The 26,311-nt window shown below is 63.7% G+C and carries 19 protein-coding genes; 13 read left to right on the top strand and 6 right to left on the bottom strand.

The annotated features are described in order from the left end of the window. Positions 1 to 50: 50 nt before the first annotated feature. Positions 51 to 2,228, bottom strand: coding sequence for an MMPL family transporter (locus tag ACZI8Q_RS13405; RefSeq protein ID WP_463374026.1), 2,178 nt, complete (start codon positions 2,226 to 2,228; stop codon positions 51 to 53). 236 nt (positions 2,229 to 2,464) lie between these two features. Between ACZI8Q_RS13405 and ACZI8Q_RS13410 the strand changes: the two genes are divergently transcribed. After that, complete coding sequence (locus ACZI8Q_RS13410; RefSeq protein ID WP_463374053.1) at positions 2,465 to 2,758, top strand: DUF4193 domain-containing protein; 294 nt, start codon at positions 2,465 to 2,467, stop codon at positions 2,756 to 2,758. A 114-nt stretch (positions 2,759 to 2,872) separates the two neighbouring features. Further along, complete coding sequence (gene egtA / locus ACZI8Q_RS13415) at positions 2,873 to 4,165, top strand: ergothioneine biosynthesis glutamate--cysteine ligase EgtA (RefSeq protein ID WP_463374027.1); 1,293 nt, start codon at positions 2,873 to 2,875, stop codon at positions 4,163 to 4,165. Positions 4,166 to 4,250: 85 nt separating this feature from the next. On the opposite strand, the gene mbp1 is transcribed toward egtA, so the two are convergent. Beyond that, positions 4,251 to 4,493: a microaggregate-binding protein 1 gene (gene mbp1, locus ACZI8Q_RS13420; protein WP_463374028.1), complete on the bottom strand. Its 243-nt coding sequence runs from the start codon at positions 4,491 to 4,493 to the stop codon at positions 4,251 to 4,253. A gap of 161 nt (positions 4,494 to 4,654) precedes the next feature. On the opposite strand from mbp1, the gene ACZI8Q_RS13425 reads away from it, so the two are divergent. The 5 genes from ACZI8Q_RS13425 to ACZI8Q_RS13445 are packed head-to-tail and all read left to right on the top strand — an operon-like array spanning position 4,655 to position 11,848. Next, on the top strand, positions 4,655 to 5,959 hold the full coding sequence (locus ACZI8Q_RS13425; protein WP_463374029.1) for an ATP-grasp domain-containing protein: 1,305 nt from the start codon (positions 4,655 to 4,657) through the stop codon (positions 5,957 to 5,959). A 34-nt stretch (positions 5,960 to 5,993) separates the two neighbouring features. Next, entirely contained in the window at positions 5,994 to 7,952 is a 1,959-nt protein-coding gene (locus tag ACZI8Q_RS13430) for a CocE/NonD family hydrolase (RefSeq protein ID WP_463374030.1), read from the top strand. A gap of 57 nt (positions 7,953 to 8,009) precedes the next feature. Next, on the top strand, positions 8,010 to 8,240 hold the full coding sequence (locus ACZI8Q_RS13435) for a CDGSH iron-sulfur domain-containing protein (RefSeq protein ID WP_463374031.1): 231 nt from the start codon (positions 8,010 to 8,012) through the stop codon (positions 8,238 to 8,240). A gap of 43 nt (positions 8,241 to 8,283) precedes the next feature. After that, the gene (locus ACZI8Q_RS13440; protein ID WP_463374054.1) at positions 8,284 to 10,710 is read left to right on the top strand and encodes a phosphoketolase family protein; all 2,427 of its coding nucleotides are present in this window, start codon (positions 8,284 to 8,286) and stop codon (positions 10,708 to 10,710) included. Between the two features lie 37 nt (positions 10,711 to 10,747). Beyond that, entirely contained in the window at positions 10,748 to 11,848 is a 1,101-nt protein-coding gene (locus ACZI8Q_RS13445; protein ID WP_463374032.1) for an Rv2629 family ribosome hibernation factor, read from the top strand. Here the strand turns inward: ACZI8Q_RS13445 and ACZI8Q_RS13450 are convergent. Then, positions 11,839 to 16,779 (bottom strand): HAD-IC family P-type ATPase, encoded by a 4,941-nt coding sequence (locus ACZI8Q_RS13450; RefSeq protein ID WP_463374033.1) that lies wholly within the window; start codon positions 16,777 to 16,779, stop codon positions 11,839 to 11,841. The genes ACZI8Q_RS13445 and ACZI8Q_RS13450 overlap by 10 nt on opposite strands. A 476-nt stretch (positions 16,780 to 17,255) precedes the next feature. Between ACZI8Q_RS13450 and ACZI8Q_RS13455 the strand changes: the two genes are divergently transcribed. The 5 genes from ACZI8Q_RS13455 (at position 17,256) to ACZI8Q_RS13475 (ending at position 20,924) form a co-directional block, all read left to right on the top strand. Next, positions 17,256 to 17,897, top strand: a complete 642-nt coding sequence (locus tag ACZI8Q_RS13455) for a HemK2/MTQ2 family protein methyltransferase (protein ID WP_463374055.1) — start codon at positions 17,256 to 17,258, stop codon at positions 17,895 to 17,897. Between the two features lie 108 nt (positions 17,898 to 18,005). Next, positions 18,006 to 18,431 (top strand): ATP-binding protein, encoded by a 426-nt coding sequence (locus ACZI8Q_RS13460; RefSeq protein WP_463374034.1) that lies wholly within the window; start codon positions 18,006 to 18,008, stop codon positions 18,429 to 18,431. After that, positions 18,428 to 19,234, top strand: a complete 807-nt coding sequence (locus ACZI8Q_RS13465) for a SigB/SigF/SigG family RNA polymerase sigma factor (protein WP_463374035.1) — start codon at positions 18,428 to 18,430, stop codon at positions 19,232 to 19,234. The genes ACZI8Q_RS13460 and ACZI8Q_RS13465 overlap by 4 nt, the downstream gene beginning before the upstream one ends. A 67-nt stretch (positions 19,235 to 19,301) precedes the next feature. After that, positions 19,302 to 20,048, top strand: a complete 747-nt coding sequence (gene cobF / locus ACZI8Q_RS13470) for a precorrin-6A synthase (deacetylating) (protein ID WP_463374036.1) — start codon at positions 19,302 to 19,304, stop codon at positions 20,046 to 20,048. A 9-nt stretch (positions 20,049 to 20,057) separates the two neighbouring features. Beyond that, positions 20,058 to 20,924 carry a DNA-formamidopyrimidine glycosylase family protein gene (locus ACZI8Q_RS13475; protein ID WP_463374037.1) on the top strand — a complete coding sequence of 289 codons (867 nt, stop codon included), beginning with the start codon at positions 20,058 to 20,060 and terminating at the stop codon, positions 20,922 to 20,924. A 12-nt stretch (positions 20,925 to 20,936) separates the two neighbouring features. Here the strand turns inward: ACZI8Q_RS13475 and ACZI8Q_RS13480 are convergent, their stop codons facing one another. From ACZI8Q_RS13480 to ACZI8Q_RS13490, 3 genes are read right to left on the bottom strand one after another with little or no spacing between them, the layout of a single operon-like run. Continuing rightward, complete coding sequence (locus tag ACZI8Q_RS13480; protein ID WP_463374038.1) at positions 20,937 to 22,430, bottom strand: carboxylesterase/lipase family protein; 1,494 nt, start codon at positions 22,428 to 22,430, stop codon at positions 20,937 to 20,939. Further along, complete coding sequence (locus ACZI8Q_RS13485) at positions 22,414 to 23,985, bottom strand: carboxylesterase/lipase family protein (protein ID WP_463374039.1); 1,572 nt, start codon at positions 23,983 to 23,985, stop codon at positions 22,414 to 22,416. Before ACZI8Q_RS13485 ends, ACZI8Q_RS13480 begins: the two co-directional genes overlap by 17 nt. Before the next feature lie 40 nt (positions 23,986 to 24,025). After that, on the bottom strand, positions 24,026 to 25,438 hold the full coding sequence (locus ACZI8Q_RS13490; protein ID WP_463374040.1) for a dihydrolipoyl dehydrogenase family protein: 1,413 nt from the start codon (positions 25,436 to 25,438) through the stop codon (positions 24,026 to 24,028). A gap of 44 nt (positions 25,439 to 25,482) precedes the next feature. Between ACZI8Q_RS13490 and ACZI8Q_RS13495 the strand changes: the two genes are divergently transcribed. Further along, complete coding sequence (locus tag ACZI8Q_RS13495) at positions 25,483 to 26,235, top strand: SDR family oxidoreductase (protein WP_463374041.1); 753 nt, start codon at positions 25,483 to 25,485, stop codon at positions 26,233 to 26,235. Positions 26,236 to 26,311 lie beyond the last annotated feature (76 nt).

Consider the following 26,311-nt stretch of genomic DNA (forward strand, 5'->3'; position numbering starts at 1 on the left):
CCCCGATTCCCGAGATACGAGTTTGCCCGGCTGGCGCGATCTGTTCTCGATTATCGGTTTGTATCCTCCTCGAGGTGTTTGCCTTCGATATCGAGGTCGGGGACATACCGCCCAAACCATGTGGAGTGTGACCAGACCGCCTTGCGCAGGACACTCATTGCGGCGGGAATCAGCGTGAGACGGATGACGAACGCGTCAAGCAGAACCCCGGCTGCGAGAGTGAACCCGACGGCTTTGATGATCGGAGCATCGGTAGTCAAGAACGCGACGAACACCCCGAACATGATCAGCGCTGCGGCGGTCACCACCCGCGCGGAGAGGCCAACTCCTGCGGCGACCGCCGCACGGGAGTCGCCGGATTGTGTGTACTGCTCCTTGATCCGAGAGACTACGAACAGTTGGTAGTCACTGGACAATCCGAAGATGATTGCAAGAATGATGATGGGCAAGAAGCTGATCGTCTGGCCAGGGGTGATGCCGAGTATCCCTGACCCCCAACCCCATTGGAACACCGCAACTTGCAGCCCGAGTGCGGCGAAGACGGACAGCAGAAACCCTATGATCGAGGTGATCGGGACTACCGCGGTGCGGAACGCCAACGTCAACAGCACGAACGCCAACCCGATCACAACGGCGAGGAAGATCGGTAACGCGCTCGAGAGTTTCGCTGATGTGTCGATGTTCGACGCGGTCCTGCCACCCACGAGGATTTGAGCACCTGTGCCTGAAGTGATCGCTGCCCGTTCGTTGCGCAATGTGTGGACAAGGTCAGCGGTCGCCGGGTCATTCGGGCCGGTGGTCGGGATGACGCGTATGACAGCCGTTTGGTTGCGTGTGGCAACCGGTGCAACCAGGTGGGTGTTCGGTTGTTTCTGCACTCTGCCGGTGATGGTCTGTACTGCGGCGGGGTCGGTGCTGTCGGTGAGGTCGACAACGATCAGCAGCGGTCCGTTGAAGCCTGCACCGAGGTGCTGTGACGTCAGGTCGTAGGCCTGACGTGCGGTACTCGACGGCGGCTTGGTGGCGCCCGTAGGTAGGCCAAGCTGCATACTCGCGGCCGGCAATGCGATCACCACCATCCCCGCCACTCCTGCGACCAGCAGTGGTATCCGACAGCGCACCACGAACCGAGCCCAGCGGCCGCCTAAGCCGCTGTGCGGGTCGGTGGCGGCGGCGCGGGCGATCTTCTCCGGGTGGTGAGGCCGCCACGGTGTGCGGAGAAAGCGTGTGATCGTGTTGCCGGCGAAACCGAGGAGCGCCGGCAACAGCGTCAGTGCGATGAGCAGTGCCACCAGCACACCGCCGGCAGCGGCCAAGCCCATAGTCGTCAGGAAGGGGATCCCGACGACGGAAAGTCCGCACAGCGCAATGACGACGGTCAACCCGGCATATACCACCGCTCCACCAGCAGTACCTACCGATAATGCGGCAGAGTGTTCGGGGTCCATGCCGAGCATCAGGTTGTTGCGATGGCGCGACAAGATGAACAAGGCGTAGTCGATGCCGACGGCCAATCCCAGCATCAACGTCAGCGACAGTGCCGTCGAGGGCATGTCGACGACGGCGGCGATGCCGAGCAACGCGAGTACCGAGACCCCGACGCCGAGGATCGCCGTCACCAGTGGCAGCCCGGCTGCCACGATTGCTCCGAACGTGATCAGCAAGATGACCAGCGCGAGGGCGACACCGATGATTTCGGGCAGCGCGGGAATACTGACCTTCCACCCGGGGTAGACGGCACCCGAATACTCGACGCGGAGCCCGGCCTCTTGCGCGGGTTGCATTGCTTCCTGCAGGGCATCGAATGTCGCGTCGGTGATATCGCCCGCCGGTGCCGAGTACTGCACGGTGCCCAGGGCGAGTTCGCCGTCGGGTGAGACGAGGTGGGTGGCGGCCGGGCCGACAGCCGCCGCTACTTGGGGAATGTCGCGCACCGCAGACAATGATGCGGCGATCGCTCCAGCAGCCTGTGGGTCGATGACCTTGGCGGGTCCGGCGGCGTTGAACGTGATCTGGGTGCTGGCGCCGCCGAACTCCGGCAGCCGTTGTTCGAGTAGGTGCAAAGCGCGTTGTGATTCGGTGCCGGGGATGGAGAAGTCGTTGTTGGTCTGCCCTCCGAATCCGAATGCAATCGCGGCCAAGGCGCCGAGTAGAACCATCCACGCGGCCAGCACGGCGCGTCGCCGCCGGTATGCGGCTCGTCCGAGACGAAACAGATAACGCGACACGTATCGCCCTCTCGTAAGACTGTTGCACTGTAGTGCGGACCCGCTCTGGTTCGCACCCGAGCCACGACTACCCATCCACCGGCGCACTACACGCTCGATCGCTGGTTACTCGGTTGTTTTCGCGGTGGGCTGCTCGGGTACAAGGCGAGGGCACTTCATGGCGTCATCTACGAGCAGGGAGCACTGCTCGAACGCTGTTCGATTTGCCTCACTTGAGCATGGGAAAGGAGCGAATGATGTCTGCCGACTACGATGCACCGCGAAGTAGTGACCTGGACGTGTCCGAAGAGTCTCTGGACGACCTCATCGTTCGGAGAAGTGACGAGCGCTCGGCGGCCACGGATGTCGAGGAAGCAGATACTGCGGAGTCCTTCGAAATGCCCGGAGCAGACCTATCCGGCGAGGAACTCAAAGTTCGGGTGGTGCCCAAGAAAGACGACGAATTTACTTGCAGAAGTTGTTTTCTCGTCTTCCATCGCAGCCGTCTGGCCGATTCTGAGCACATGCTGTGTCCAGACTGTGTCGACTGAAGTGGATCACTGACCGGAAGCGACTTGTTTGTATCCGTGCGGATCGGGCAATAGATGTAGCGGGCACTGCCTGGAGTCGGCGCTGTAGGCCGACCGCCACGATGGGAGTTCGAAATGTCGACCACTGTGGACAGTCCGCAACTCGGCAGCAGAGCGGAGGCTGAGGCCTACATTGGCGACAAGTGCTTCAAACTCGGTATTCCGCAGCTCATCGGCGCCGAACTCGAATGGCTCACTGCTCTTGACGACGGTCATGGCTCGAGGCCCGATTTGCAGGTCATAGTGTCGGCATTGGGTTCGCACGCACCGAAGTCGATCGCCCCGTCCTCGCGGGCTCTGCCTTTACCGGCGGGAAGTGTGGTGACCTTGGAACCAGGCGGTCAGATCGAACTTTCCAGCCCTCCCTTTTCCTGTGTCGAACGACTCTGCGCGTGTTTACGTACTGATGCAATTATTCTGCGACGCCTCCTCAGGGCTCACCGAGTGGTCACCATTGCGGGTGCGGCTGATGCTGAACGGTCCGCGCATCGGTTACTCACCTTGCCCCGGTACCACGAGATGGAGCGTGTCTTCTCCGCAGTCGGACCGTTCGGCAAGCTGATGATGTGCAATACCGCAGCGACTCAGATCAGCGTCGACGCGGGCCGAGATCGGGCGGAGGTCGTTGCGCGGTGGAACGCCCTGCATGCAACCGGCCCTGCCTTGTTGGCCGCCTTCGCATGTTCCCCCGTGCTGCAGGGTACTCCGAACGGAACGTGGACTTCACAACGAATGCGGACATGGTTGTATCTCGACCCGGCGCGAACATCGCCTCCCGTCGACACATGGGAGGATCCAGTAGACAGCTATGCAAGCTGGGTGCTCGATGTTCCGTTGCTTTGCCTGGTTGGGAAGCCTGGTGCAAGCTGGACGGCACCACCCGCCAGTACGTTCGCCGATTGGCTCGATGGCGCACTTGACGACGTAATCGGACGGCGCCCCACAGCTCAAGACTTGGACTACCATCTGACCACCGTCTTTCCGCTGGTGCGTGCCCACGGGCATTTCGAGATTCGCTATCTCGATGCCCAACCGGGGGATTCGTGGATCATTCCCGTCCTCGCCGTCGATGCGTTGCTCTCGCGTCCCGAAGTCGTCGCTGAGGCGACAACCATCGCTTCACCGATTGCGCACCGATGGTTGGCAGCCGCAGAGCTCGGTTTGGCCGACGGTGAGATTCGCTGGGTTGCCGTGAACCTGTTGCGGCTAGCCGCAGTTCATGCACGATCGGCCCGTGGCGCAGCACTACTGGAGCGCGCCGCCGATCGATGTTTCCGGGGCCGCACGCCGACAAGTGATCCCGATATGTCTGGAGTATATCGACGAGGATCGCGCGTACTCGAGTTGAGGTCGGATGCTCCACGGTGACAGATGTTGCAGGCCAGTTGCCAGGAAGGGCGCTCACCGCCAACGATTCCGTCGCGCCGACAGCGCGACGGAATCGAAAGTGCGGTCAGTCGTCCTGTTGGGCCCGCTGGCGCTGCTCTTCAGTGGTCGCTTCGGCGCGAGCCCGTTCTGCTGCGGCCTCCTTCTCGGAGACCTCTCGCTGGGCATCGGCCTTGTCCTGCTGTGCTCTGCCCTCGCGTGTCATGTCATCGTTTCCGCTGAGAGCGCCGGCCGCCTCCTTGATCTTGCCCTTGGCGCCCTCCACGACGCCTTTTACGCCCTCGGCTGGGCCCGTATTCTCGTCCGCCATTGATGTACACCTCCTGGGTGTGCGATTGGTTGCACGCGGTCGGTGCGTGCAGCATCCGACTACCCGAATGCTCGAAGCTCAAACGAATGCCCGTTTCGTGATGTAACTCGCGGGTACCCGGAGGTGTCCGAGGGGAAACAGGGCAGCGTCGAAGGAGAATTATGGCGAAGATCGACGTGTTCGTCGTGGGACTCGACGAAGCGAACGAGCGAACGCTGCGGGACGTACCGGGCGCGGTTCGGTACGAGTTTCACGGTCTGCTCACGCTTCCAGAGATCCAGTACGGGGAGATCCCGATCGCGGATCTGCTCGACAAGGCACGTCGGGAACTCGATGCGTTCGACGGCGACATCGGTGCCATCGTGGGGTATTGGGACTTTCCGGTTCCCAGCATGGTTTCGATTCTGTGTACTGAATACAACTTGCCGAGTGCACCACTCGAAACGGTGTTGAAGTGTGAACACAAGTATTGGAGCCGCCTCGAGCAAGCGAAGGTTACCGAGGACATCCCGGCCTTCGGTGTGGTGGATCTGAAGGAACCGGTGCTCCCACGCGGGTTGTCGTACCCGGTCTGGCTGAAGCCGGTGAAGTCGTTCTCGTCCGAGCTTGCGTTCGATGTGAACAACGACGAGGAACTCATTGCGGCGAGTAAAGAAATCGCCGGCGGGATCGACAGGGTAGGCAAACCGTTCGAGTATGTGATGAATCTAGTCGATCTCCCGGAGGAGATAGCAAGAGTAGGCGGCAGTGCATGCCTTGCCGAGGAGAAGATGGTCGGACTCCAGGCTGCGACGGAGGGGTACACATACGGCGGCCGGGTTGTGGTGAACGGAGCTCTCGACTCGCTGTGTTACCCAGGTGGCTCATCATTCCAGCGGCACCGGTACCCATCTGAATTGCCTGTGTCAGTCATCGAACGCATGGGGGAGACAAGCAGGGCCGTGATGGCGCAGATCGGGTTGAACAACTCCACTTTCAGTATCGAGTTCTTCTGCGACATCGAGCGGGAAAGTGTGCGGCTGCTGGAAATCAATGCACGCCATTCGCAATCACACTCCGAGTTGTTCGAGTACGTCGACGGGTACCCGAACCATCACTGCATGTTGCAGCTTGGCTTGGGCGCAGACCCTGCCCCGCCACACGGCGAAGGACCGTATCTCACGGCGTCTAAGTGGTGTTACCGAAAGTTCGAGAACGCGTATGTGCATCGAGCTCCGACGCAGGAAGAACTTGCAGCGGTGTATCGCCGGATCCCGGGAGTTGTCGTCGATATCGAAGCAGAACAAGGCATGTGGCTGTCCGATATCCAGTCGCAGGACAGCTACAGCTTCGAGTTGGCGTACATCTACGTGGGCGGTGACGACGACGACGAGGTCGAATCCAAGTATCGGGCCGTCGTCGAAGCCCTCGAGTTCGAGTTCGACGAGGAGGGGCCCGGCCACGATGCGCACACCGACACTGCCTGAGACGGTTCAAGAGGAGAGAAACACGTGGATTCCGGTGTCCGATGGAATAGAACTCGCGGCGCGTATCTGGCGCCCCATGACATCGGACGACCGCCCGGTACCCGCGATCCTCGAGTATCTGCCCTACCGCAAGGATGACCTGACCGCCTGGCGTGACTCGATACATCACCCGTACCTGGCAGGTCACGGATACGCATGCGTGCGCGTCGACATCCGTGGAACGGGTGCATCCGGCGGGGTGCTCGTCGACGAGTACACCGAGGACGAACATCGCGATGGCGAAGACGTGCTGGCCTGGATAGCCGAACAACCGTGGTGTGACGGATCCCTGGGGATGATGGGCATCTCGTGGGGAGGCTTCAACTCGCTCCAGATTGCCGCCCGCAATCCGCCGAACCTGAAGGCCATCGCGATTTCGTCCTTCACCGACGATCGCTACGGCGACGACATGCACTACATGGGCGGATGTCTGCTGTCGGACAACCTTGCCGAGGCGGGAACCATGTTTGCGCACTGCACGATGCCGCCGGACCCCGATGTGGCGGGGCCGGACTGGCGGGCGAAATGGTGCGAACGGCTGAGCCATGTGGGGCCGTGGATCGACGAGTGGCTGAGACACCAGCACAGAGACGACTACTGGAAGCGGGCCTCGGTGTGTGAGGACTACGGCGCGATCAGAGTGCCGGTGCTCGCAACCAGTGGATGGGCTGACGGGTATTCGAATGCCGTGACACGGTTGCTCACGCACCTGGACGTGCCGCGGATGGGGCTGATCGGCCCGTGGTCGCACAAGTTCCCTCACCTCGGCGAGCCGGGGCCCGCGATCGGATACCTTCAGCAGGTGGTTGCGTGGTGGGACCACTGGCTGAAAGGGGCCGACAATGGAGTCTTGGATTTCCCGCGCCTGAGCATCTGGATGCAAGAGAGCGCTCCGCCCTCAACTGCCTACGGTGAACGTCCAGGACGTTGGGTGGGCATAGATGCGTGGCCGTCGTCGGAAGTGCACCCCTCGGTGTTACCCCTCGAGGTCCATCGGCTCATGGAGAGTGACGATATGGTCTCAAAGGCTCGCCTCACCGTCTCGTCGCCGTTGTCCGTGGGGCAATACGCAGGCAAGTGGGCTTCGTACAATGCCCCGCCGGACCTTCCCTACGACCAACGGGAAGAAGATGGTGGGTCGCTGGTGTTCGACACCGACATCCTCGAGGAGACCGTCGAGATACTCGGTGCGCCGACAGTCGATCTCGAACTCTCGGTCGACCGACCGGTCGCGATGGTCGCGGCCCGCCTCAGTGATGTGTGGCCGGACGGGCGTGCCACTCGGGTCACCTACGGTCTTCTCAATCTGACCCAGCGGAATGACCGCACTCACCCCGAAGCGTTGAAACCCGACTGCCGATACCGCGCCACCATCACCCTCAATGGCGTTGCGCAGCAGTTTCCCGCCGGGCACCGCATCCGGCTGTCGCTGTCGACCACCTATTGGCCGTTGGCGTGGCCGCCACCGGAGCCGGTCATGCTGAGTGTGTATACCGGTTGGTCTGCGTTGTGCCTGCCTGTCTATCGCGCCGACGGACACCGCGAGGAAATCGCATTCGGTGATCCTGAAGGCGCGCCGCCATTACCAGCCCAGCAGATCCAGCGCTCGGAGCACAGTTGGAGGGTGTCGCGTGATCTCGCCGACTACCACAACAGTCTCGACATCGTTAAGGACAATGGGCTGGTGCGGATAGGCGATCCCGGAATCGACGTCGCGAAACGTGTCGAGGAGACGTACGGTTGGATCGCTGACGACCCCACGTCGGTGTACGGGGAAACCTGTTGGGAGGTCGCATTCAGTCGGCCTGACTGGACAGCCACCACGGTGACACGTACCTGCCTCACCTGCACCACCGAGGACTTTCGGCTGCGCGCCGAGCTGGACGCCTACGCTGGCGACGAACGAATCTTCTCCCGGAATTGGTCCACGACGATCCCGCGAGACCTTGTGTGACGCGCTTTTGGCGACGTCAAGAGTTTCGCTGGGAGACCTATTGGGCACTCCGGTCGGATGACACCTTCCTCGACCGACGATTGCGGGTATCCCGAGTGGAACTCGCCGGAAGTGGAATGCGTTCGGCGCGTCCTGGGTGGGCCGATCCTTGTGCGAGGACCCGTACGAATCAGTGTTCCCAATCGGCCGACCACCCTGTCGGAACGCTTCGTCGTTGCAGTGTGCAGGTGCAGGCGCAGCACCATCTACCCCCTGTGCGACACCAGTCATCGCCGACCTGCCCAATGATTACTGAGACGCCAGTTCGGATGGAAGAGGCTGTATGCGTGTTATGTCCGACCACGGAGACGCACACGACGAGGAAACGGTCGCACCGTCGCCCGGCACGCTCGAGTACGTCCAAGGCCCCTTGTCCCGCGACGAACTCCGGAAGATCGATGCGTGGTGGCGGGCTGCGAACTATCTGTCCGTCGGCCAGATCTATTTGATGGCGAATCCGCTGCTGAGGCGGCCGTTACAACCGGAGGACGTCAAACCCCGCCTTCTCGGGCACTTCGGAACCGTGCCCGGTCTCAACCTCGTATGGGCGCACGCGAACCGGCAGATCAAGCGTCGCGACCTCGATGCCGTGTTCGTTGCGGGGCCAGGTCACGGCGGACCCGGACCGAATGCCTGCGCCTGGTTGGAAGGAACGTGTTCGGAGCTCTACAACCACATCCCACTGAACGAAGCAGGTATGGAGGTGTTCTTCCGGCAGTTTTCGTTTCCTGGCGGGGTTCCCAGCCATTGCGCACCGGAGACTCCCGGCTCGTTCCACGAAGGTGGAGAGCTTGGGTACTCACTTCTTCACGCTTACGGCGCAGCACTAGACAATCCGAATCTGACCGTGTTCTGCGTCATCGGAGACGGAGAAGCCGAAACCGGACCATTGGCGTCCAGTTGGCAGGCCAACAAGTTCATCAACCCTTCGCGTGATGGTGCGGTGGTCCCGATCCTTGCGCTGAACGAGTTCAAGATTGCGAACCCTACTCTGCTGGCACGTATTCCGGAGGCAACGTTGGTGGAGTTGCTCAGCGGAAACGGCTACCTCCCGCATGTCGTGGCCGGTGACGATCCGGCGACCGTCCACCAGGCGATGACGACCGCTTTGGATCGATGCCTCGACCGCATCGCCGAGATTCGACAGCATGCGCGCGCCGGGTCAGACGACGTGGTGCTGGATTGGCCGATGATCGTTCTTCGCACCCCCAAAGGGTGGACTTCGCCACCGATGGTCGACGGCAAGCCCGTCGCGGGTACGTTCCGCTCGCATCAGGTGCCGCTGCCGACGGCGCGTACGAATGCTGTTCACTTGCGGACACTCGAGCAGTGGTTGCGTTCGTACCGCCCACGCGAGTTGTTCGACGAGACAGGTCGTCCGGTGCCCGAGATTCTCGATTCGGCACCGGTGGGGGCGCACAGGATGAGTGCAAACCCCGTTGCCAACGGGGGAGTGCTGCTCCGAGACTTACGGTTGCCGGACTGGCGTGATCACGCCGTACACGTGCCGAGGCCGGGCTCGATCGATCACGAGGCAACCCGTGTGCTCGGCGGCTGGCTTCGAGACGTCACCGCAGCCAACCCCGACAGCTTCCTCACTTTCGCTCCGGACGAATTGGCCAGTAACCGCTTGCAGGACATTCTCGAGGTCACCGGCCGCAACTGGCAGCTGCGAGAAGGAGAGTTCGACGAGGGCCTCTCCCACGACGGCCGGGTTGTGGAAGTCCTCTCGGAACATATGTGTCAAGGCCTGTTGGAGGGCTACCTGTTGTCGGGTCGGCACGGCATATTCACCTGCTACGAGGCATTCGTTCATATCGTGGATTCGATGTTCAACCAACACGCGAAGTGGCTGAACGCCAGTAACGAGGTGGATTGGCGCAGACCGATTTCGAGCCTCAACTACCTTCTGTCGTCCCACGTGTGGAGACAGGACCACAATGGGTTCACCCATCAGGATCCAGGATTTCTCGATGTGGTGATGAACAAGAAGCCCGAAATCGTGCGGGTGTATCTTCCGCCGGACGCCAACACACTGCTGTCGACATTCGACCATTGCCTACGGTCGCGCCAATACATCAACGTCGTCGTAGCGGGTAAGCAACCGCAGCCGGATTGGTTGACCGCCGACGAAGCCGCGTTGCACTGCGCAAGTGGTGTGGGCATCTGGGAGTGGGCGAGCAACAACGATGCACCGGAGACCGTACCGGATGTCGTGCTGGCCTGTGCCGGCGACGTTCCTACTGTGGAAACACTTGCAGCGGCGTCTGTTCTCCGCGAACGGCTCCCCGATCTAGGGGTACGTGTCGTCAACGTCGTCGATCTGATGCGTCTGTTACCCGAGAACGAACATCCGCACGGCATGTCCGACGACGAGTTCGACGCGATGTTCACGCGCGAGCAACCCGTGATCTTCGCTTTCCACGGCTACCCCTGGCTGATCCATCGATTGACGTACCGGCGGAGCAACCACAGCCAGCTGCATGTCCGCGGATACAAGGAAGAGGGATCTACCACCACCCCGTTCGACATGGTGATGCTCAACGATCTCGACCGGTATCACCTCGTGATCGACGTCATCGATCGTGTGCCGGGTCTGCGCGCGAGCGAAGCCGAACTGCGGCAACAGATGACGGACAAACGGGCCGACGCTCGCGCATGGACGCGGCGGTACGGCGAAGACATCCCGGAGGTCGCCGAATGGACTTGGCCGAACTGAACTTCGGCACCACCTCAGCCGATTGGAGGAAGACAGTATGCACACCAACCGTTTGCATCGGATCACCGCCGCCCACGGTCCGTTCGCATCGATGCACTTCGACGACTCCCATGACACCGAAGACGCCGCCAAGCGTATGGAACTCGAATGGCGTGGCGCTCGCGCACGTCTGGAAGGCGCGGGCGCATCGCGATCGGTGCTCGACCTCCTCGAGAGTGCGGTGCGCAATGCCACGCCTTCGGTAGGGCGAAGCGGCCGAACCCTGATCGCCAACGACGACGAGGTCGTTCTCGACGAGCATCTTCTGCGGCCACCCGCGGTGTCGGAGGTGCGGTTCTCGAGCCTGCCGTACCTCATCCCGCTGTTCGAGCACGCCGTCGGCGGACAGACATATCTGGTGGTGGCAGTCGATCGTGACGGGGCGGACACGTCCCTTCGCCGGCTCGGCGCAGCCGCGGAAACGACGGAGACGATCGGAGGTCACGAGTATCCGATACACAAGGCGGCAGGCGCGGAGACGGATCGACCCGGTGACCCGCAACCCCGGGTGGAGGAAGCGGTACGACGGAACGTTGCCGCCGTGGCTCACAGGGTGGATGCTCTCGTGGACCAGCACCATCCCACCGTCGTTTTCATCATCGGTGAAGTACGTTCACGGGAGGGGCTTCTCGATGCTTTGGCCGAGCGCACACGCGCCCGCGCAATCGACCTCGATGGTGGTTCCCGTGCCGGCGGTGCGAAAACCGAGGCGGTGAGCGACGCGATCGCGGAGGAGTTCGCGAAGCGACGGCTGGGCGAGATCGGTGATGTGGCCGAGCGCGTTCGGGCCGAATTGGGCCGACGGCAAGGACTCGCAACCCAGGGCCTCGACGGTGTCGGCCGCGAACTGCGAGCCGGCAATGTGGAAACTCTGGTGATCGGCGACATCGGCGACCGCATCGTACTGGTCGGAGACGAACCGACCTGGGTGGCTACGGCCGCAGCCGAGCTGTCCGATTTCGGCGCGTCCGAAACGAACACCTGTCGTGCGGACGAGGCGTTGCCGTTCGCAGCGCTCGTGGGCGGCGGTGACGTCGTACGCGTCGACGAGCGAATCGAACCCGCCGACGGCTGCGCCGCGTTGCTTCGTCACGCGTGATGCCGTGAGCGCATCGGCAGCACTGCCGCCGCCGCAGTGGCGACAGCCGAACTCGCGATCACCACGAACCACGCGAACGGGTCGAGAGGAACACAGCCGAAAAACCCGCTGATACCGGGAGTCATGATGATCATGGCCAGTGCCGCACCGCTCGCCGAGGTGGTCGCCCACACCAGCGGGCTGTGCCACGCGGTGACCAGTGTCTGCCCGAGCTGTGTGCCGACGAGCGCGGCCAGCCCCATCGTGCTCGCTCGCCTCCGCGGCCCGGTGAAGCGTCCGATCGTCCAGGCAGTCGTGGCACCCGCAGCTGTTGTGACACCGCGAACGGCGATGATCCGCATCATTTCCGCCCCGAGTTCGGGGCGCGGCAACGCCGCCAGTTCGGCGCTCGTTGCCGCTGCCTGCGACTCCACGCCGGAATCGTCGGCAGTGGTCGGATCCCCGTTCGACGGCGTCCGTTTCGACAGCGCCACGGCCATGGCAGGGAACATGTCCGTGAACAAGTTCACCAACAGGTATTGTCGAGTCCCCACCGGTGCGCGGCCGATCACGGTGGTCCCGATCAGTGTGAAGGCGACCTCGCCGGCATTGCCGCCGACCAGCACACCGACGGCGTCACGCACGCGCTGCCACATTCCGCGGCCTTCCACCAGCGCGTCCAGCAGCAACGTGGTGTCGGATTCGGTGAGTACCAGATCTGCCGCGTTGCGCGCCGCCGAAGAACCTTGGGCCGCGATGCCGATGCCCACGTCGGCAGTTCGGATCGCCGCAGCGTCGTTGCTGCCGTCGCCGGTCATCGCCACCGTGTGGCCGCAATGGCGTAGAGCTGTGACGATGCGCACCTTGTGTTCGGGGCTGACCCGCGCAAACACCGATGAACCGTTGATGAGTGCTGTTTGGCCGCTTTCGTCCAGTTCGTCCAGGTCTTTGCCCGTGGTCACCGTTTCGGCGGAAATGCCGAGTTGCTCTGCGATGGCACGAGCAGTGACGGGGTGATCGCCCGTGATCATGCGGACACTGAGACCGTTACGGGTGAGTTCGGTGATCAGCGGTAATGTTTCGGGCCGAGGAGTATCGGCCAATCCGATGAAGCCGAGAAGTGTCAGTCCGTCGACCGAATTCTCGAGTTCGTCCGGGGCGTCGGCGAAGTCTCTCCTGGCGACGACGAGCACACGCAAACCGCGCTCGGCGAGCCGCTCCACCACGTCGTCGATCCTGCGGCGGTCTGCCGCGGTCATGTCGACCACTGCGCGGGTGGCGTCGGCGCCACCGCCGCGTTTGCGTCGTAGGCCGCGGACGCAGCGCGGCAGCAACACCTCGGGGGCGCCCTTGACGCACAGTCGGGTGTGGTTGGTGGTCTGACCGAGAGTGGCGGCGTACCCCCGATTGCTTTCGAAGGGTATCTCCTCGATGGGGTCCCATCGGTGCAATGATTGCTTGCCCAGATGATGCTGCGCCCCTTCGATGACGGCACGGTCCGTTGCGTGTGACACCGGGCCCTCGTCGGGGTCGGGGCATGCGCGTGCGGCGGCGCGCAACAGCCGTCGGGCATCTTTGGAATCTTCCGACTGGTGGGTGTCCCACTCGTCGTCGACGTCGGCCAGTGCGACGAGATGCAGCCGGCCTTCGGTGAGTGTCCCCGTCTTGTCGAAGCACATCGTGTCGACTCGGCCCAGTGCCTCGACGGTGCGACTGGATCGAACCAGCACACCTTTGTGCAGAAGACGGCGGGCCGCTGCCAACTGCGCAACGGTCGCAACCAAAGGAAGGCCCTCGGGGACGGCCGCCACAGCCACTGCGATTCCGTCGGCGAGAGCAGGACGGAGTTGTCGGCCGCGAAGAAAACTCAGCGCAGTCACCAACCCTCCGCCCACGAGGGTCAATGGCAAGGTTCTGTCGGTGAGGTCGTGGAGTTGAGTCTGGACGCCGCTGCGGGGCGGCGGGCCGGAAACAGCGAGGGCGCGGCCCGATTGGGTTCCTGCGCCGACCGCGACGACCACCGCCCGCCCGCTGCCGTTGACGACGACGCTGCCTTCGAACACCATGCATGCGCGATCACTCAATTGCGCCCCGGGGGTGGCGCCGGTCTGTTTGTCGACGGTCACCGACTCGCCGGTCAATCCCGACTCGTCGGTCTCGAGCCCGTCCACGGACAAGAGCCGCGCGTCCGCCGGGACGATATCCCCACCTCGGAGTGCGATGACGTCACCTGGTCGCAGGTGGTCGGCGGGGACGTCCTCTTCCTTCGATTTCCGCAACTCGTACCCGCGGTTACGGGCTGCGGGCTCGTTCAACAACCGGGCGGTGGGTCGCTCGCTGATCAACATTTTCTGCAGAGCCTGATCGGCCCGGCGATGTTGGAGAGCAGAGACGATTGCGTCGAGACCTAGTACCGAGCCCACCAGGACGGCGTCCGTGGGTGAACCCAAGATCGCGGAAGCCGTCGCCCCCACACCGAGCAAGGGGGTGATGGGGTCCTGAAGTTCACACCGGACTTGCCGGGCGAAATTCACCGTACTCGTGATGGGTGGACGCAGCCGTGCGCCGAGCGGACCGGAAACCCTGTCGGCCTTGGCGATCACTTCCGCGAACGTGCGTAGCGGCTGCGGTAGACGAGAACTCGGTGCCGGGTCGACCTCGCGGATCGGAGCGGGCAGCCTGGCAAGAACCTCGTCGGGTTCCAAACCGTGCCAGGGCACCAGGGGCACTTCGTCGGGGGACCAGCCGAGCCCGGCGCGAACGCCGTCGTAGAGACCGAGGCACATACCGACGAATTGAGCGATCGCCAAGGGGCTCGTCAGCCGGGATCGCCGCGTTCGGCCGGGCCCGGCCACCATCAGTAAGCCGCTGATGGTACTGGCCGAAAAGGCCAGAACACGTCCTCGACGGCTGACCTGGCGCGCGACCGGTGTGGAGGCAAGTATCCGTTCGGCACATTGAAGGTCCGGGCAGATGAGATCGGCATTCCACGGCACGATCACCTGTCCGTGCCGGCCGTCGGTGAACAAGCCGATCGACACGTCAGCGGCGGCCATGGCCTTGTGCGCGTCGGCGCTGACGATTCCGACCACGTGGCCATCTTCCTGCAATCGCTGAACAACATCCGTGGTCGAGCCCGCGGTACTGACGAATTCGTCTGTGATCGGGCGTAATTCGTTGGCGCTCGCATCGCCGATCACGATGACGCGCAAGCCCGCCCGCCGCGCTTCGGCGAGGAGGCTTCCTGCGTGCGAATCGAGCTCCGGTCCGACCAGAACTCGACCGACCACGTGACCGTTGTCGAGCAACTCGTGCCACACCGTGTCGAGTCGACGGTCGGCCCCGCTGCGCCTCCGAGATGAGACCAGTTTCAGCTGTTGCCTCCTGCGTCCAGGTGGAGGCGGAATGGGCAATATCGTGTCGATGGCGTCATCCGTTTCCGGAACGTCCGTCCACAGTAGGCGCTGCGCTGCCCGCCACACGTGATCGCGGTTCCACGCGTCGTCGAGGTTCTCGGCGTCGATGACCAGCCGCCTGTTGCTGCACAATGCGTGTTGGTCGATCACTACCGCGGTGAGGCGGTCGAGGTGCCGCCACGCCTGCGGCTGCATCGACAACACACTGTGGCGGGCCATCATCGTCGACAGTGTCCCGGCAAAACACTCGCGGCTGGCCCGCGTGGCCTTGGGCACACCGATCAGCGCGGCAGCGGCTGCGTCGTCCAGTCCGCGGTTCCCCAACAACGCCGCGATCGATGCGATACCGGAGCCGACTGCTGCCGAATCCGCAAACGTTTCGATCGGCCCGGAAGGCAACGGAACCGGACGAGCAGGTGCAACCGCCGGTTGTTCGACGTGTGACTGCTGCACGTAGTTCGGGTGCTGCTCCCAGTCGCGCCACACTTCGTAACGGGACGTGTTCTCGGCGAGTCGAATGGCCCGTTGGCAGGCGTCGATCAGCAGGCTCGACGTGGACCCGCTGATCGCATGCCCGATTCCGTTGGCCGTGGTGATGATCAGATCGGTTCGTGAGTTGCCCAATCGTGCTTCCATGGCTCTTCGTAGCCGCGGTTGCACGTCCATCAATGCCGCCGCCGCCTTGAAAGCTTGTAATGCCGGATTGGCCTGCAATACCGGAATCGAGGGGGCGGCAGCAGTCGTCAGGGAGAGAACGGCACCGACCGCATCTGTCGTCAGCTGTGCGACTCCAGCCAGTATCGGCTCACGATCGGCCGGGTGGTCGCTCTGCCGACTCCACGGCTCGGTCTGGACACCCATTGCGTGCTCGACGTCGTCGATCACGGCAAGGACCGAGTTCACATCCAGTAGGGACGAGTGCTCGACGGCGACTCGTCCCGTTGCCGCATTGATGTGGAACCACTCCACTCCGTCGGTGCGATCGAGGTGCGCGAACAGCTCTCGTGCGACATCCGTGCCCTCGGCCCTTGCCAGTCCGCGCACCTCGGCATTCACGTGGCCGGACCGGTTGGTGACACGTCGCTGATTCCGATTCGTGCGCGGGTCCAACAATGTGACCAGATCGCTCGGCGCATGCTCGACCAGTTCCGCGACCACGGTAGGGGCAAGCGCACGGGCCACCCCAACCGGCACACTCGTGATCGTGCGCGTAACTCTCGCCGCGATGTCGGTGGATGCGCGCACAGGCGAGGTCAGTAGCGTTCGCTGATTCCAGACGTCGAATATCATCGGCCGGCGCGAGAACGGCTGCGGGATTTGGTGCCGGTGCGCTTGGCTGCCGTCGGGGTGGGTGACTTCGAGGTCGTTCGCGAAGAGGGTTGGGATTTCGTCGACCGGGACGTCGAGGACCGGGACGCGGATTGCTTCGTGACCGAACTTTTGCTGCCCGCGTTCGCGTTGTGCGACGAGTTGGATGGTTTGGTCAGCTCGCGTATCACCAACGTCGTGCCGCCCACGGTCAATACCACCGGCCACTCGACAATGCCCACGGCACCCACGGTCGCAAGGGCGAGAGCGGCAGCGGGCGTCGATCGACTCCCGAGTTCCGCACCTGAACGCACGCCCGTTGCCGTACCGCGGGCGGCGCCCCAGAGCCCGCCGATTGTTGCACCTCCGACGGCGCCGGCAACGCCCACAGCGGTTGACGTCGTGGCCCTGGCGACCGTTATTGCACCATGTGAAATGTTCATGTCCACATCCCGTTGCGGAGCGATACGTAGTCTTCGTCTACCCAGCCACGGCGCCGTGAAACCGTAGAACGGTGAGGGAACGATCCGGATCCCGGATGCTCGTCCATGAGCGTTCCAGTTTATCGACAGTTCGCGTGGGGCACACGTGGTCAGTCCGCTGCAGCCGACTTCCACACGCCCAGGAGTATCCGAGTGAATACATTCTTCACGGTACGGCCGTCGAACGCGTCGCCGAGGGTGTCGGGCGCGGTGGTCGACCGGCTGATCCGTCTGCCCGGTGTCTACCGTCCGCAGGAAGACACCTGGTTGCTCGCAGAGGCAATGGGTCGTGAGGAGACCGATTCGCAGACTCGCGTATTGGACTTGTGCGCTGGAACAGGTGTTCTCGCATTGCGGGCAGCAGCGGCTGGGAACGTGCCTACCGCGGTCGATATTTCTACACGGGCGGTAGCCAACATGCGGATCAATGCGTGGTTGCGTCGAGACCGACTCCGCGTGTTCCGTGGTGATCTGATCGAGCCGGTACGTCATGAGCATTTCGAGTTCGTGGTGTCGAACCCGCCGTATGTGCCGGCACAGGCCGATGCTCTACCCACCAGAGGTATCGAGCGGGCATGGGACGCCGGCACGGACGGGAGAGCGGTGATCGACCGCATCTGTGCGCAGGCCCCTGATGCGCTCACCGAAGGCGGCGTATTGCTCCTTGCTCAGTCCACTCTCAGTGGTGTGGAGAAATCGCAATCGATGTTGGAGGAGAGGGGGATGACGGTACGAGTTGCTGCACGCGCCGAGATCCGGTTCGGACGGGTTCTCGCTGCGCGTCGTGCACTACTCGAAGCTCGCGGACTAATCGGCATCGGTCAGCACACCGACGAAATCGTCGTGATCCGGGGTGAGAAGTAGTGCTTGCGCGATTGCCCGTATGCCTCGGTTCACGTTCGATTGGGCCGATCCGCATCGGGGTACGCTGCCGGAATTCGAGGCCAACGACAGGATGAGTGTGGAGGACAGATGCACAATGTCGACGAAATCGGGTACGGCGTGAGTTCGGATACGCCGGTAGTCCTGAACGTCACGGCCGAGTTCGAGCAATTGCCCGTTGTGCGCGCTGTGGCGGAAACGCTTGCCGTACTGGGCGACTACGTTCTCGACGACGTCGCCGACATCAAGCTTGCCGTTGACCAGGTGTGCTCCGATCTCATCGGGGTCGCACCGGCCGGAACCGCGCTCACCTGTGCGTTCGCCGTGTCGCAGTCGGAATTTCGTGCACTGGTCAGTGCAGTGGTCGGCAGGGATGATGTCCCCGACCGTGCGAGTTTCGGGTGGCACATTTTGGAGACTCTGATGAGCGCTGTCGAGGTGTCCCGCGCAACGGGGAGTTCCGCCGACGGGCAGGTGACGACTGTCGAGCTGATCAAGAGGAAGAGCACCTGGTGACGTCGGTTCCGCAGGGAAGACCTCACAGCGACGAGCACCATCACGGTGACCAGGACGACTACAAGGACGTGGTTCCTGCCATTGCGCGTCTCGTCGAGTTGGATCCCTCGTCGGCCCGTGCCGCCGGACTTCGCGAAGAAGTCATCACTCGTTGTCTCCCGTTGGCCGCGCACATCGCCAGAAGATTCGGTGGTCGCGGCGAATCCCATGACGACTTGGTCCAGGTCGCGCGCGTCGGGCTCGTCAAAGCCGTCGACGGGTTCGACCCGACGCGCGGTTTCGAATTCGTGTCCTACGCCGTTCCTACGATCATGGGCGAAGTTCGCCGTTACTTTCGCGATGCCGGTTGGTCCATGCGAGTCTCGCGACGAATGCAGGAACTCAATGCGCAGATCGGCAAGACGGTGGACACGTTGTCGCAGACGCTAGGACGGTCCCCGTCTGCGAGTGAAATCGCCGCCGAACTGGGCATCGGGGTGCAAGAGGTGTCGGAAGGACTTCGTGCGAAGAACGCGTATCGGACCCTCTCGATGGACGCTTCGCTGACCGACACCGACAACATGTCGCTTGCCGACACCGTCGGTGAAGAAGATCCAGAACTGGCCAACGTCGAGGCTCATGCTGCGGTGCGACCCGCATTGGAGAAGCTTTCGGACCTCGAGCGTCGCGTGCTCATGCTGAGGTTCTTCGGATCCATGACCCAAACCGAGATCGCGGCGCGGGTCGGCGTTTCGCAGATGCAGGTATCGCGCATCTTGTCGCGAACCCTTGCCCGGTTGCGCGAAGAACTTCGCTACGACTGACCTGCTCCTGTGAGTGGTTGACGAGGGCAGAGACTCGTTAACCACTCACAGGGGATAACGTGCTCGTGTGCGTGAACTCCTCGTGATCGGCATCGGCGCCGGCGACCCCGACCAGGTGACGATGCAGGCCGTTAAGGCCATGAACCGCGCCGACGTGTTCTTCGTCATCGGTAAGGGCACCGAGAAGCAGGAACTCGTGGATCTGCGGACCGGTCTGCTCGCCGATCACGTTTCACATCCCCACCGGGTCGTCGACATCGTCGACCCGCCCCGTGATCGGACCCCGTCGAACTACGAAGGTGTTGTCGACGACTGGCACGAGCGGCGCGCCGCACTGTTCGAAGCCGAGTTCGGCGCGACCGGTGAAGACGTCGGCGCGATCCTCGTCTGGGGTGACCCGGCGCTGTACGACAGCACGATCCGCATCGTCGAGCGAGTGCTGGCCAGGGGAGCGGTGGTGTTCGAATGGTCCGTGATCCCCGGTGTGACGAGCGTGCACGCACTGGCCGCCGCCCACCGCATGGTCTTGCACCGGGTAGGCGAGCCCGTCCACATCACGACCGGTCGCCGATTGGCGGAGGGGTTGCCCGCCGGTGTCGACAACGCAGTGGTGATGCTGGACGCGAACTGCACATTCACGCAGGTCCGCGGAGACGACCTGGAGATCTGGTGGGGTGCCTATCTGGGCACCCCGGACGAGGTGCTGATCTCGGGGAACCTGCGTGAGGTCGAGGCCGAGATCGTGCGAGTGCGGGCAGAACTGCGCGAACGCAAGGGTTGGATCATGGATACATATCTGCTTCGACGTGGGTAGTCTTCGGCTATGCCCGAACTTCCGGAGGTCGAGGCACTTGCCGAGTTCCTGCGACAGCATGCCGTGGGCGGAGTCGTCGGCCGTATCGATGTGGCCGCGCTGAGCGTGCTCAAGACTTTCGATCCGCCGATCACCGACCTGCAAGGCCGCGACGTCACCGGTGCTTCCCGCTACGGAAAGCACCTGTGCCTCGAGTGCGATGATCTGTCCCTGATCACCCACCTGTCACGTGGCGGCTGGCTGCGCTGGGCCGACAACCCGTCGCCCACGCCGCCGAAGCCGGGAAAGGGTCCGCTCGCCCTGCGCGTTCACCTCTTCACCCGCGAGGGTGCGACCCCCGCCTTCGACCTGACCGAGGCGGGAACCAAGAAACGGTTGGCGGTGTGGGTGGTGCGCGATCCGCGGGAGGTGCCGAGCATTGCCCGTCTCGGTCCGGACGCCTTGGCGGTTACCGAACCCGAGTTCGCGCAGATACTGAAATCCACCTCGGCGCGCCTCAAGAATTCGATTGTCGACCAATCGCTTCTGGCCGGTGTGGGGAACGCTTACTCGGACGAAATTCTGCACACCGCACAGCTTTCGCCGTTCGCGACGTCACGGGCACTGTCCGACGAGCAGGTCCACACCCTGTATGCCGCCATGCGCACCGTGCTCGAGGACGCTACGGCGGGTTCGCTCGGGCAGGATGCTGCGCGTCTCAAAGCGGAGAAGCGTTCCGGAATGCGGGTGCATGCCCGTACCGGGCTGCCGTGTCCTGTCTGCGGTGACATCGTGCGTGATGTGTCGTTCGCCGAGCGATCGTTCCAATACTGTGCGACCTGCCAGACCGGCGGAAAGGTGCTGGCGGATCGCCGGATGTCCCGATTGCTGAAGTGAGGATCCGGTTCCCTAACGGGGGTGATCGTGTCCTTCCCAGGCAAGCCGTCGGTGCTTGCGCGGATCGCTTGCGATGCGGTTCACCTCGTCGATCAGGAGTGTGTGGCGGTCCTTCCTGTCGTACGGGAGCCAATCATCGCCGGGTACACCGGATTTCGCGAAATTCAACCAGTGGTTCTGAACCGAATCGGTGACCTTCGCGAATGCGTCGAATCCACCGAGCAAGGTCAGCACACGCCGCCAGAAGCCGTCGAGCCCGAACACCGCGTACATTTCGGCAGCGTGGGTGGCGCCCAATCCGGTGGCGCGTTGCAACCCCGTGGCGAAGTCGTAACGGTACGAAAAGGTCGGTGCGGCCTGTGCGTGCCCCTCCGCCACGAGAACTGCCGGCTGCCAGAACGTGACGTCGCCACCCAAGTCTGCAGCAGCCCACAGACCCGGATACTTGGGGTAGGCCGCCAGCACCCGTTCCTTGAGTCCGGACTCGGCCGCCGAGAACATCCGCTCGATCCGTTTGCGATCGGTGGGCAGGATATTGAGAAAGAACGGAAACACACGGCCCTCGTGGGCGTTGGTGCCGATGATCAAGGGCACGGGATGTGCTTTGCCCGCGGCGAAGACATCCATCGGATGCTCCGGCAGGAAGTTGCCGTCGACGGTGGGGCCGAATACGCGAGTGCCCGGTTCGTCGTCCGAGATGCGGTCCGCCAGCGTGCGACCGATCGCGGCGAAATCCTTCGCGGGCGCGTGGGAAAGCCAGTCCACCGCCTCGGATTCGGCGATACCGGTCGTTTCGATGAACTCTCCGGCCCACCGAGTCGCCCGCTGCTGTTCGTACACGGCTGCGGACGACGGGCTTTGTGCGATCGCGCGGGTGAAGAGTCCGCGGGCAGCGGGGGTGGTCATGAGGGTGGTGACGGCGTTGCCGCCGGAGGACTCTCCGAAAAGGGTGACGTTGTCGGGATCGCCGCCGAATGCGGCGATGTTGCGCTGGACCCACTCGAGTGCGGCCACCTGATCGCGCAGTCCGAGGTTGGAGTCGAACGGTCGTTCGGGGGTGGAGTAGCGGCTGAAGTCGAGATAGCCGAGTGCACCGAGCCGGTAGTTGAAGTTGACGTAGACGATATCGCCGCGCCGGACGAGTGAGAACCCGTCGTACAGACCTGATGCCGAAGACCCTCCCGAGTATCCGCCGCCGTGAATGAACACCATCACCGGACGCGGAGGTTCGTCATCCGACGGAGCACCCACCGGCGTAGCGACGTTCAGGGTCAGGCAGTCTTCACTCGATTCCGGCCCCGGCTGTATCGAGCGTGGACCGAACGTGCCGGCCGAGAACGCGCCGGGCCACGGCTGCACCGGCTGCGGAGCCCGGAGGCGAAGAGAACCCACAGGCGGCGCCGCGTAGGGGATTCCGCGCCACGCGGCGATTCCCTCGACCTCGATGCCGGTCACGTCTCCGGCATCGGTGGCGACCCGAAAATGTGACTCAACTGTGTTCGGCATGAATCTCCTGGTCGTCTTCGTGGTCCGTCCGGTCGTGCTCGAGGTGCATGTCGTAGCCGTGGTACCCCGACCACGCCAACCGCTTCTCGTGGCGGGGATCGTTCTGCACCCTGCTGGTCGCATCGAAGATCATCGTTGCGCGTGTATCGACGTCGTATGCCGGCCACGATTGCAGAGGTGTCCCATGCTTCGCGAACGACAACCACTGCCGCTGCATCGCATCGGTGACGGCGCGCATGCCGCGGCGGCCACCGGCGAGTGTGATCGCCTGTCCCACCAGACCGTCTCCGTACCCGAACACCGGGAACAACTCGAAGGCATGAGTGGCGCCGAGACCGAGCAGATCGAGGAGCCTGGGAGCGAAGTCGAAACGGTAGCTGTAGGTGGACGCGTACCGAGCATGAGATTCGGTGATGGCGATCGACGACGCCCAGAACACGAAATCTCCACCGAGGTCGATGGCGGCCGCTTCCCCCGGGTAGCCGGGATAGGCGGAGGTCACTCTGGATTCGGCGTCGGGGTCGGTCAGTGCGAACATCTTCTCTATACGCTTCGGGGTGGTCGGCAACCCGCCGAGCACCTTGGCGAACAGGGTGCCCTCACGAGAATTGTTCCCGATGATCAGCGGCACCGGATGCGCAGAACCGTCCCCGAAAGCATCGAGCGGTGGGCGTGGCAGAAAGTCGCCGTCCACCACCGGACCGAACGGGTGCAGTCCGGGAGCTTCCGACACCACCTTTGCTACGAGTCGATTGCCCGCCCGCCCCAACTCGGCCGGCGTCGCACGCCCGAGCGCGTCGACCGGATCGGTGACATCGTCGAGTGGGACCAGGTCGAGGAACTGATCGGCCCAGTCCGCCGCCCGGTCAGCGGTGGTGACCAACCCGGGTGAGGAGCTTTCTGCGATGGCGCGGGCGAAGAGTCTGCGGGCTGCGGGGGTAGTCATGAGGGTGGTGACGGCGTTTCCGCCGGCGGATTCACCGAAGAGGGTGACGTTGTCGGGGTCGCCGCCGAATGCGGCGATGTTGCGCTGGACCCACTCGAGTGCGGCGACCTGGTCGCGTAGTCCGAGGTTGGAGTCGAAGGGGCGTTCGGGGGTGGAGTAGCGGCTGAAGTCGAGGTATCCGAGTGCGCCGAGACGATAGTTGAACGACACGTACACCACGTCGCCACGCCGCACGAGCGATGATCCGTCGTACAATCCGGTGGCGCTCATACCCAGCATGTAGGCACCGCCGTGGATGAACACCATCACCGGGCGCTTTCTGCCACGATCGTGAGCGGGTGCAAGCACGTTGACGGTGAGGCAGTCTTCACTGGTCGGCTGATATTTCCCCGGCCGTAGCACGGTGAAACGCTTCGCCTGTGGTGCGGCGTTGCCGAACTCCGTGCACTCCCGGACCTCGCTCCACGGCTCGACGGGTGCGGGCGCGCGGAAACGTCGCGGACCGGCGGCAGGAGCTGCATACGGGATGCCGCGCCAGGCGTGAAGTTTGCCGACTCTGCGTCCGCGTACCGGGCCGTCGGTCGTCTTCACCACCATGTCATCTGCCATGCCGTGACTATACGCAACGAGGTTGAGCGGAAGATTTGCGTCAGCCGCGTGCTTCCAACAGCCGCAGCCACACCTCGCTCACGGTCGGATATGCGGGTACGGCATGCCACAGGTCGTCCATCGTGACGCCGCCGACGACCGCGACCGTTGCGCTGTGGAGCAGTTCGGCAACGTCCGTGCCGACGAACGTGGCGCCCACGAGGGTGTCGGAACCGCGGTCGACGACGAGCTTCGCGTGGCCGCTGAAGTCGTCCCGGGACAGCGCCGAACCGGCCACCGCGATATCCGCTTCCACCGTTTCGACGGCGAGTCCGTTTTCCCGAGCCTGACGTTCGGTCAGTCCCGTCGATGCCGCCTGTGGCGAGGTGAACACCACCTGAGGAACCTGTCCGTGATCGGCCGACGCCCGAAACCGTGGATGGTCGATGCTGCGGTTCTCGGCTCTGGCCGCGATCACCTCGCCACACACTCGTGCCTGGTATTTACCCATGTGCGTGAGCCGGGAGCGCCCGTTGCAATCGCCGACCGCGTACAGCCAGCCGTCGGTGGCGGTGAGGGTGTCGTCGACCGTGACGTAGCCGCGGTCGTCGAGAAGATCTGAACTGATGCCGAGGCCGCTCGTTCTCGGACTCCGGCCGGTCGCAACCACGATCTCGTCGGCCTCGACGGACCCGCCGCCGGAAAGCTCGACCGTCGACGGACCCCCGTGGATGCGGCCGATGCCGGTGCCCGCGGGGTTCGGGCGGGACACGGAAACGATCTCGGTACCGAACAGCACGGCTGCGCCTCGGCCGGCGAAAGCGGCGGCGACGCGCTCGCCGGCGAATGCCTCCATCCGAGGTAGCAGACCCTGCCCCCGTACCACCAGGGTCAGGTCTGCCACACCGAGATCCAGGAGCCAGGTCGCCGCCTCGCAGGCCACGACACCGCCCCCGACGATCACCACCCGCCGGGGTACCTCACGAAGATTGGTCACGTCTCGCGACGTCCACGGCAGCGCCTCCTGCAACCCAGGTGTCTCCGGTATGGACGCAGCGGTTCCGGTCGCCACGACCACTGCATGCCTTGCCGTCAGCGTGCGCTCCCCGTCGACGGTCACCGTGCGTTCGCCGCTGATGCGGGCGTGCCCGCGCACCACCTCGATGCCCTGGTCGCGAGCCCATTTCATCTGCCCGGAATCATCGTGACCGCTGGTGTAGGAGTCGCGGCGGGCAAGGACAGCGGGAACATCGAGACCCATTGCGGCGACACCCGCCATGTTCTGCGCGGCCCCGAGAACTTCGCCGGGGCGAAGCAAGGCCTTGCTGGGCATGCACGCCCAGTAGGAGCACTCGCCGCCGACCAACTCGTGTTCGATCAGCACGGCGGTCCGTGTGCTGCCGGCAATTGCGTAGTCGGCGGCGTTTTCTCCTGCCGGTCCACCTCCGATGACGATGACATCGAATTCGTCCATTGCTCCACGGTAGGCCGACGACCGACACCCGATACGGTGTCTGTATGAAACGGCAGAAGATCCTCGTTACCGGTGCCAGCTCCGGACTAGGGGAGGAGATGGCACGACGATTCGCGGCAATGGGCCGCGATCTTGCACTCTGCGCACGGCGTCTCGAGAACCTCGAGGCTCTCGCTGCCGATCTGAAGAAGTCGCACCCGAACATCAAGGTCGCGGTGCGCGCGCTCGACGTCACAGACCACGACGCCGTGGTGCGGGTGTTCGGCGAACTGCGGGACGAACTCGGTGGGCTCGATCGGGTGATCGTGAACGCGGGTCTCGGCAAGGGGGCGAAGATCGGCACCGGCCGTGCCGAGGCCAACCTCGCGACCGCGCGTACCAACTTCGTCGGCGCGCTGTCTCAGTGTGAGGCGGCACTCGAGACCTTCCGTGGGCAGAACGCGGGGCACCTCGTTCTGGTGTCGTCCATCAGTGCCGACCGTGGTCTGACCGGGCCGAAAGCGGCCTACTCGGCGAGCAAGGCGGCAGTCTCGTCTCTGGGGGAATCTCTGTCGACGGAGCTCGTGAAGACCGATATTTCCGTCACCACGCTGCTACCGGGTTACATCGCCACCGATATGTCGTCGAAGGCGGGCGACAGCGCGTCCATGACGGCGACATTGGAGGAGGGGGTCGACGCGATGGTCGACGCGATCGAGAAGGAGTCGACCCGCGTCGCGTTGCCGGGCCTGAAGTGGCAGGCAGTGGACGCGGCGATGCGATTCCTCCCCAACGCCCTCACCGCCCGCCTTGCGTGAATACCCGTGCGGGGGGGGGGGGGGGGCGCGCCGGGCGCGGCCCCCCCCGGGGCCACGGGGGGGGGGGTGTATATAA

Source organism: Rhodococcus quanlei (genome assembly GCF_055231015.1).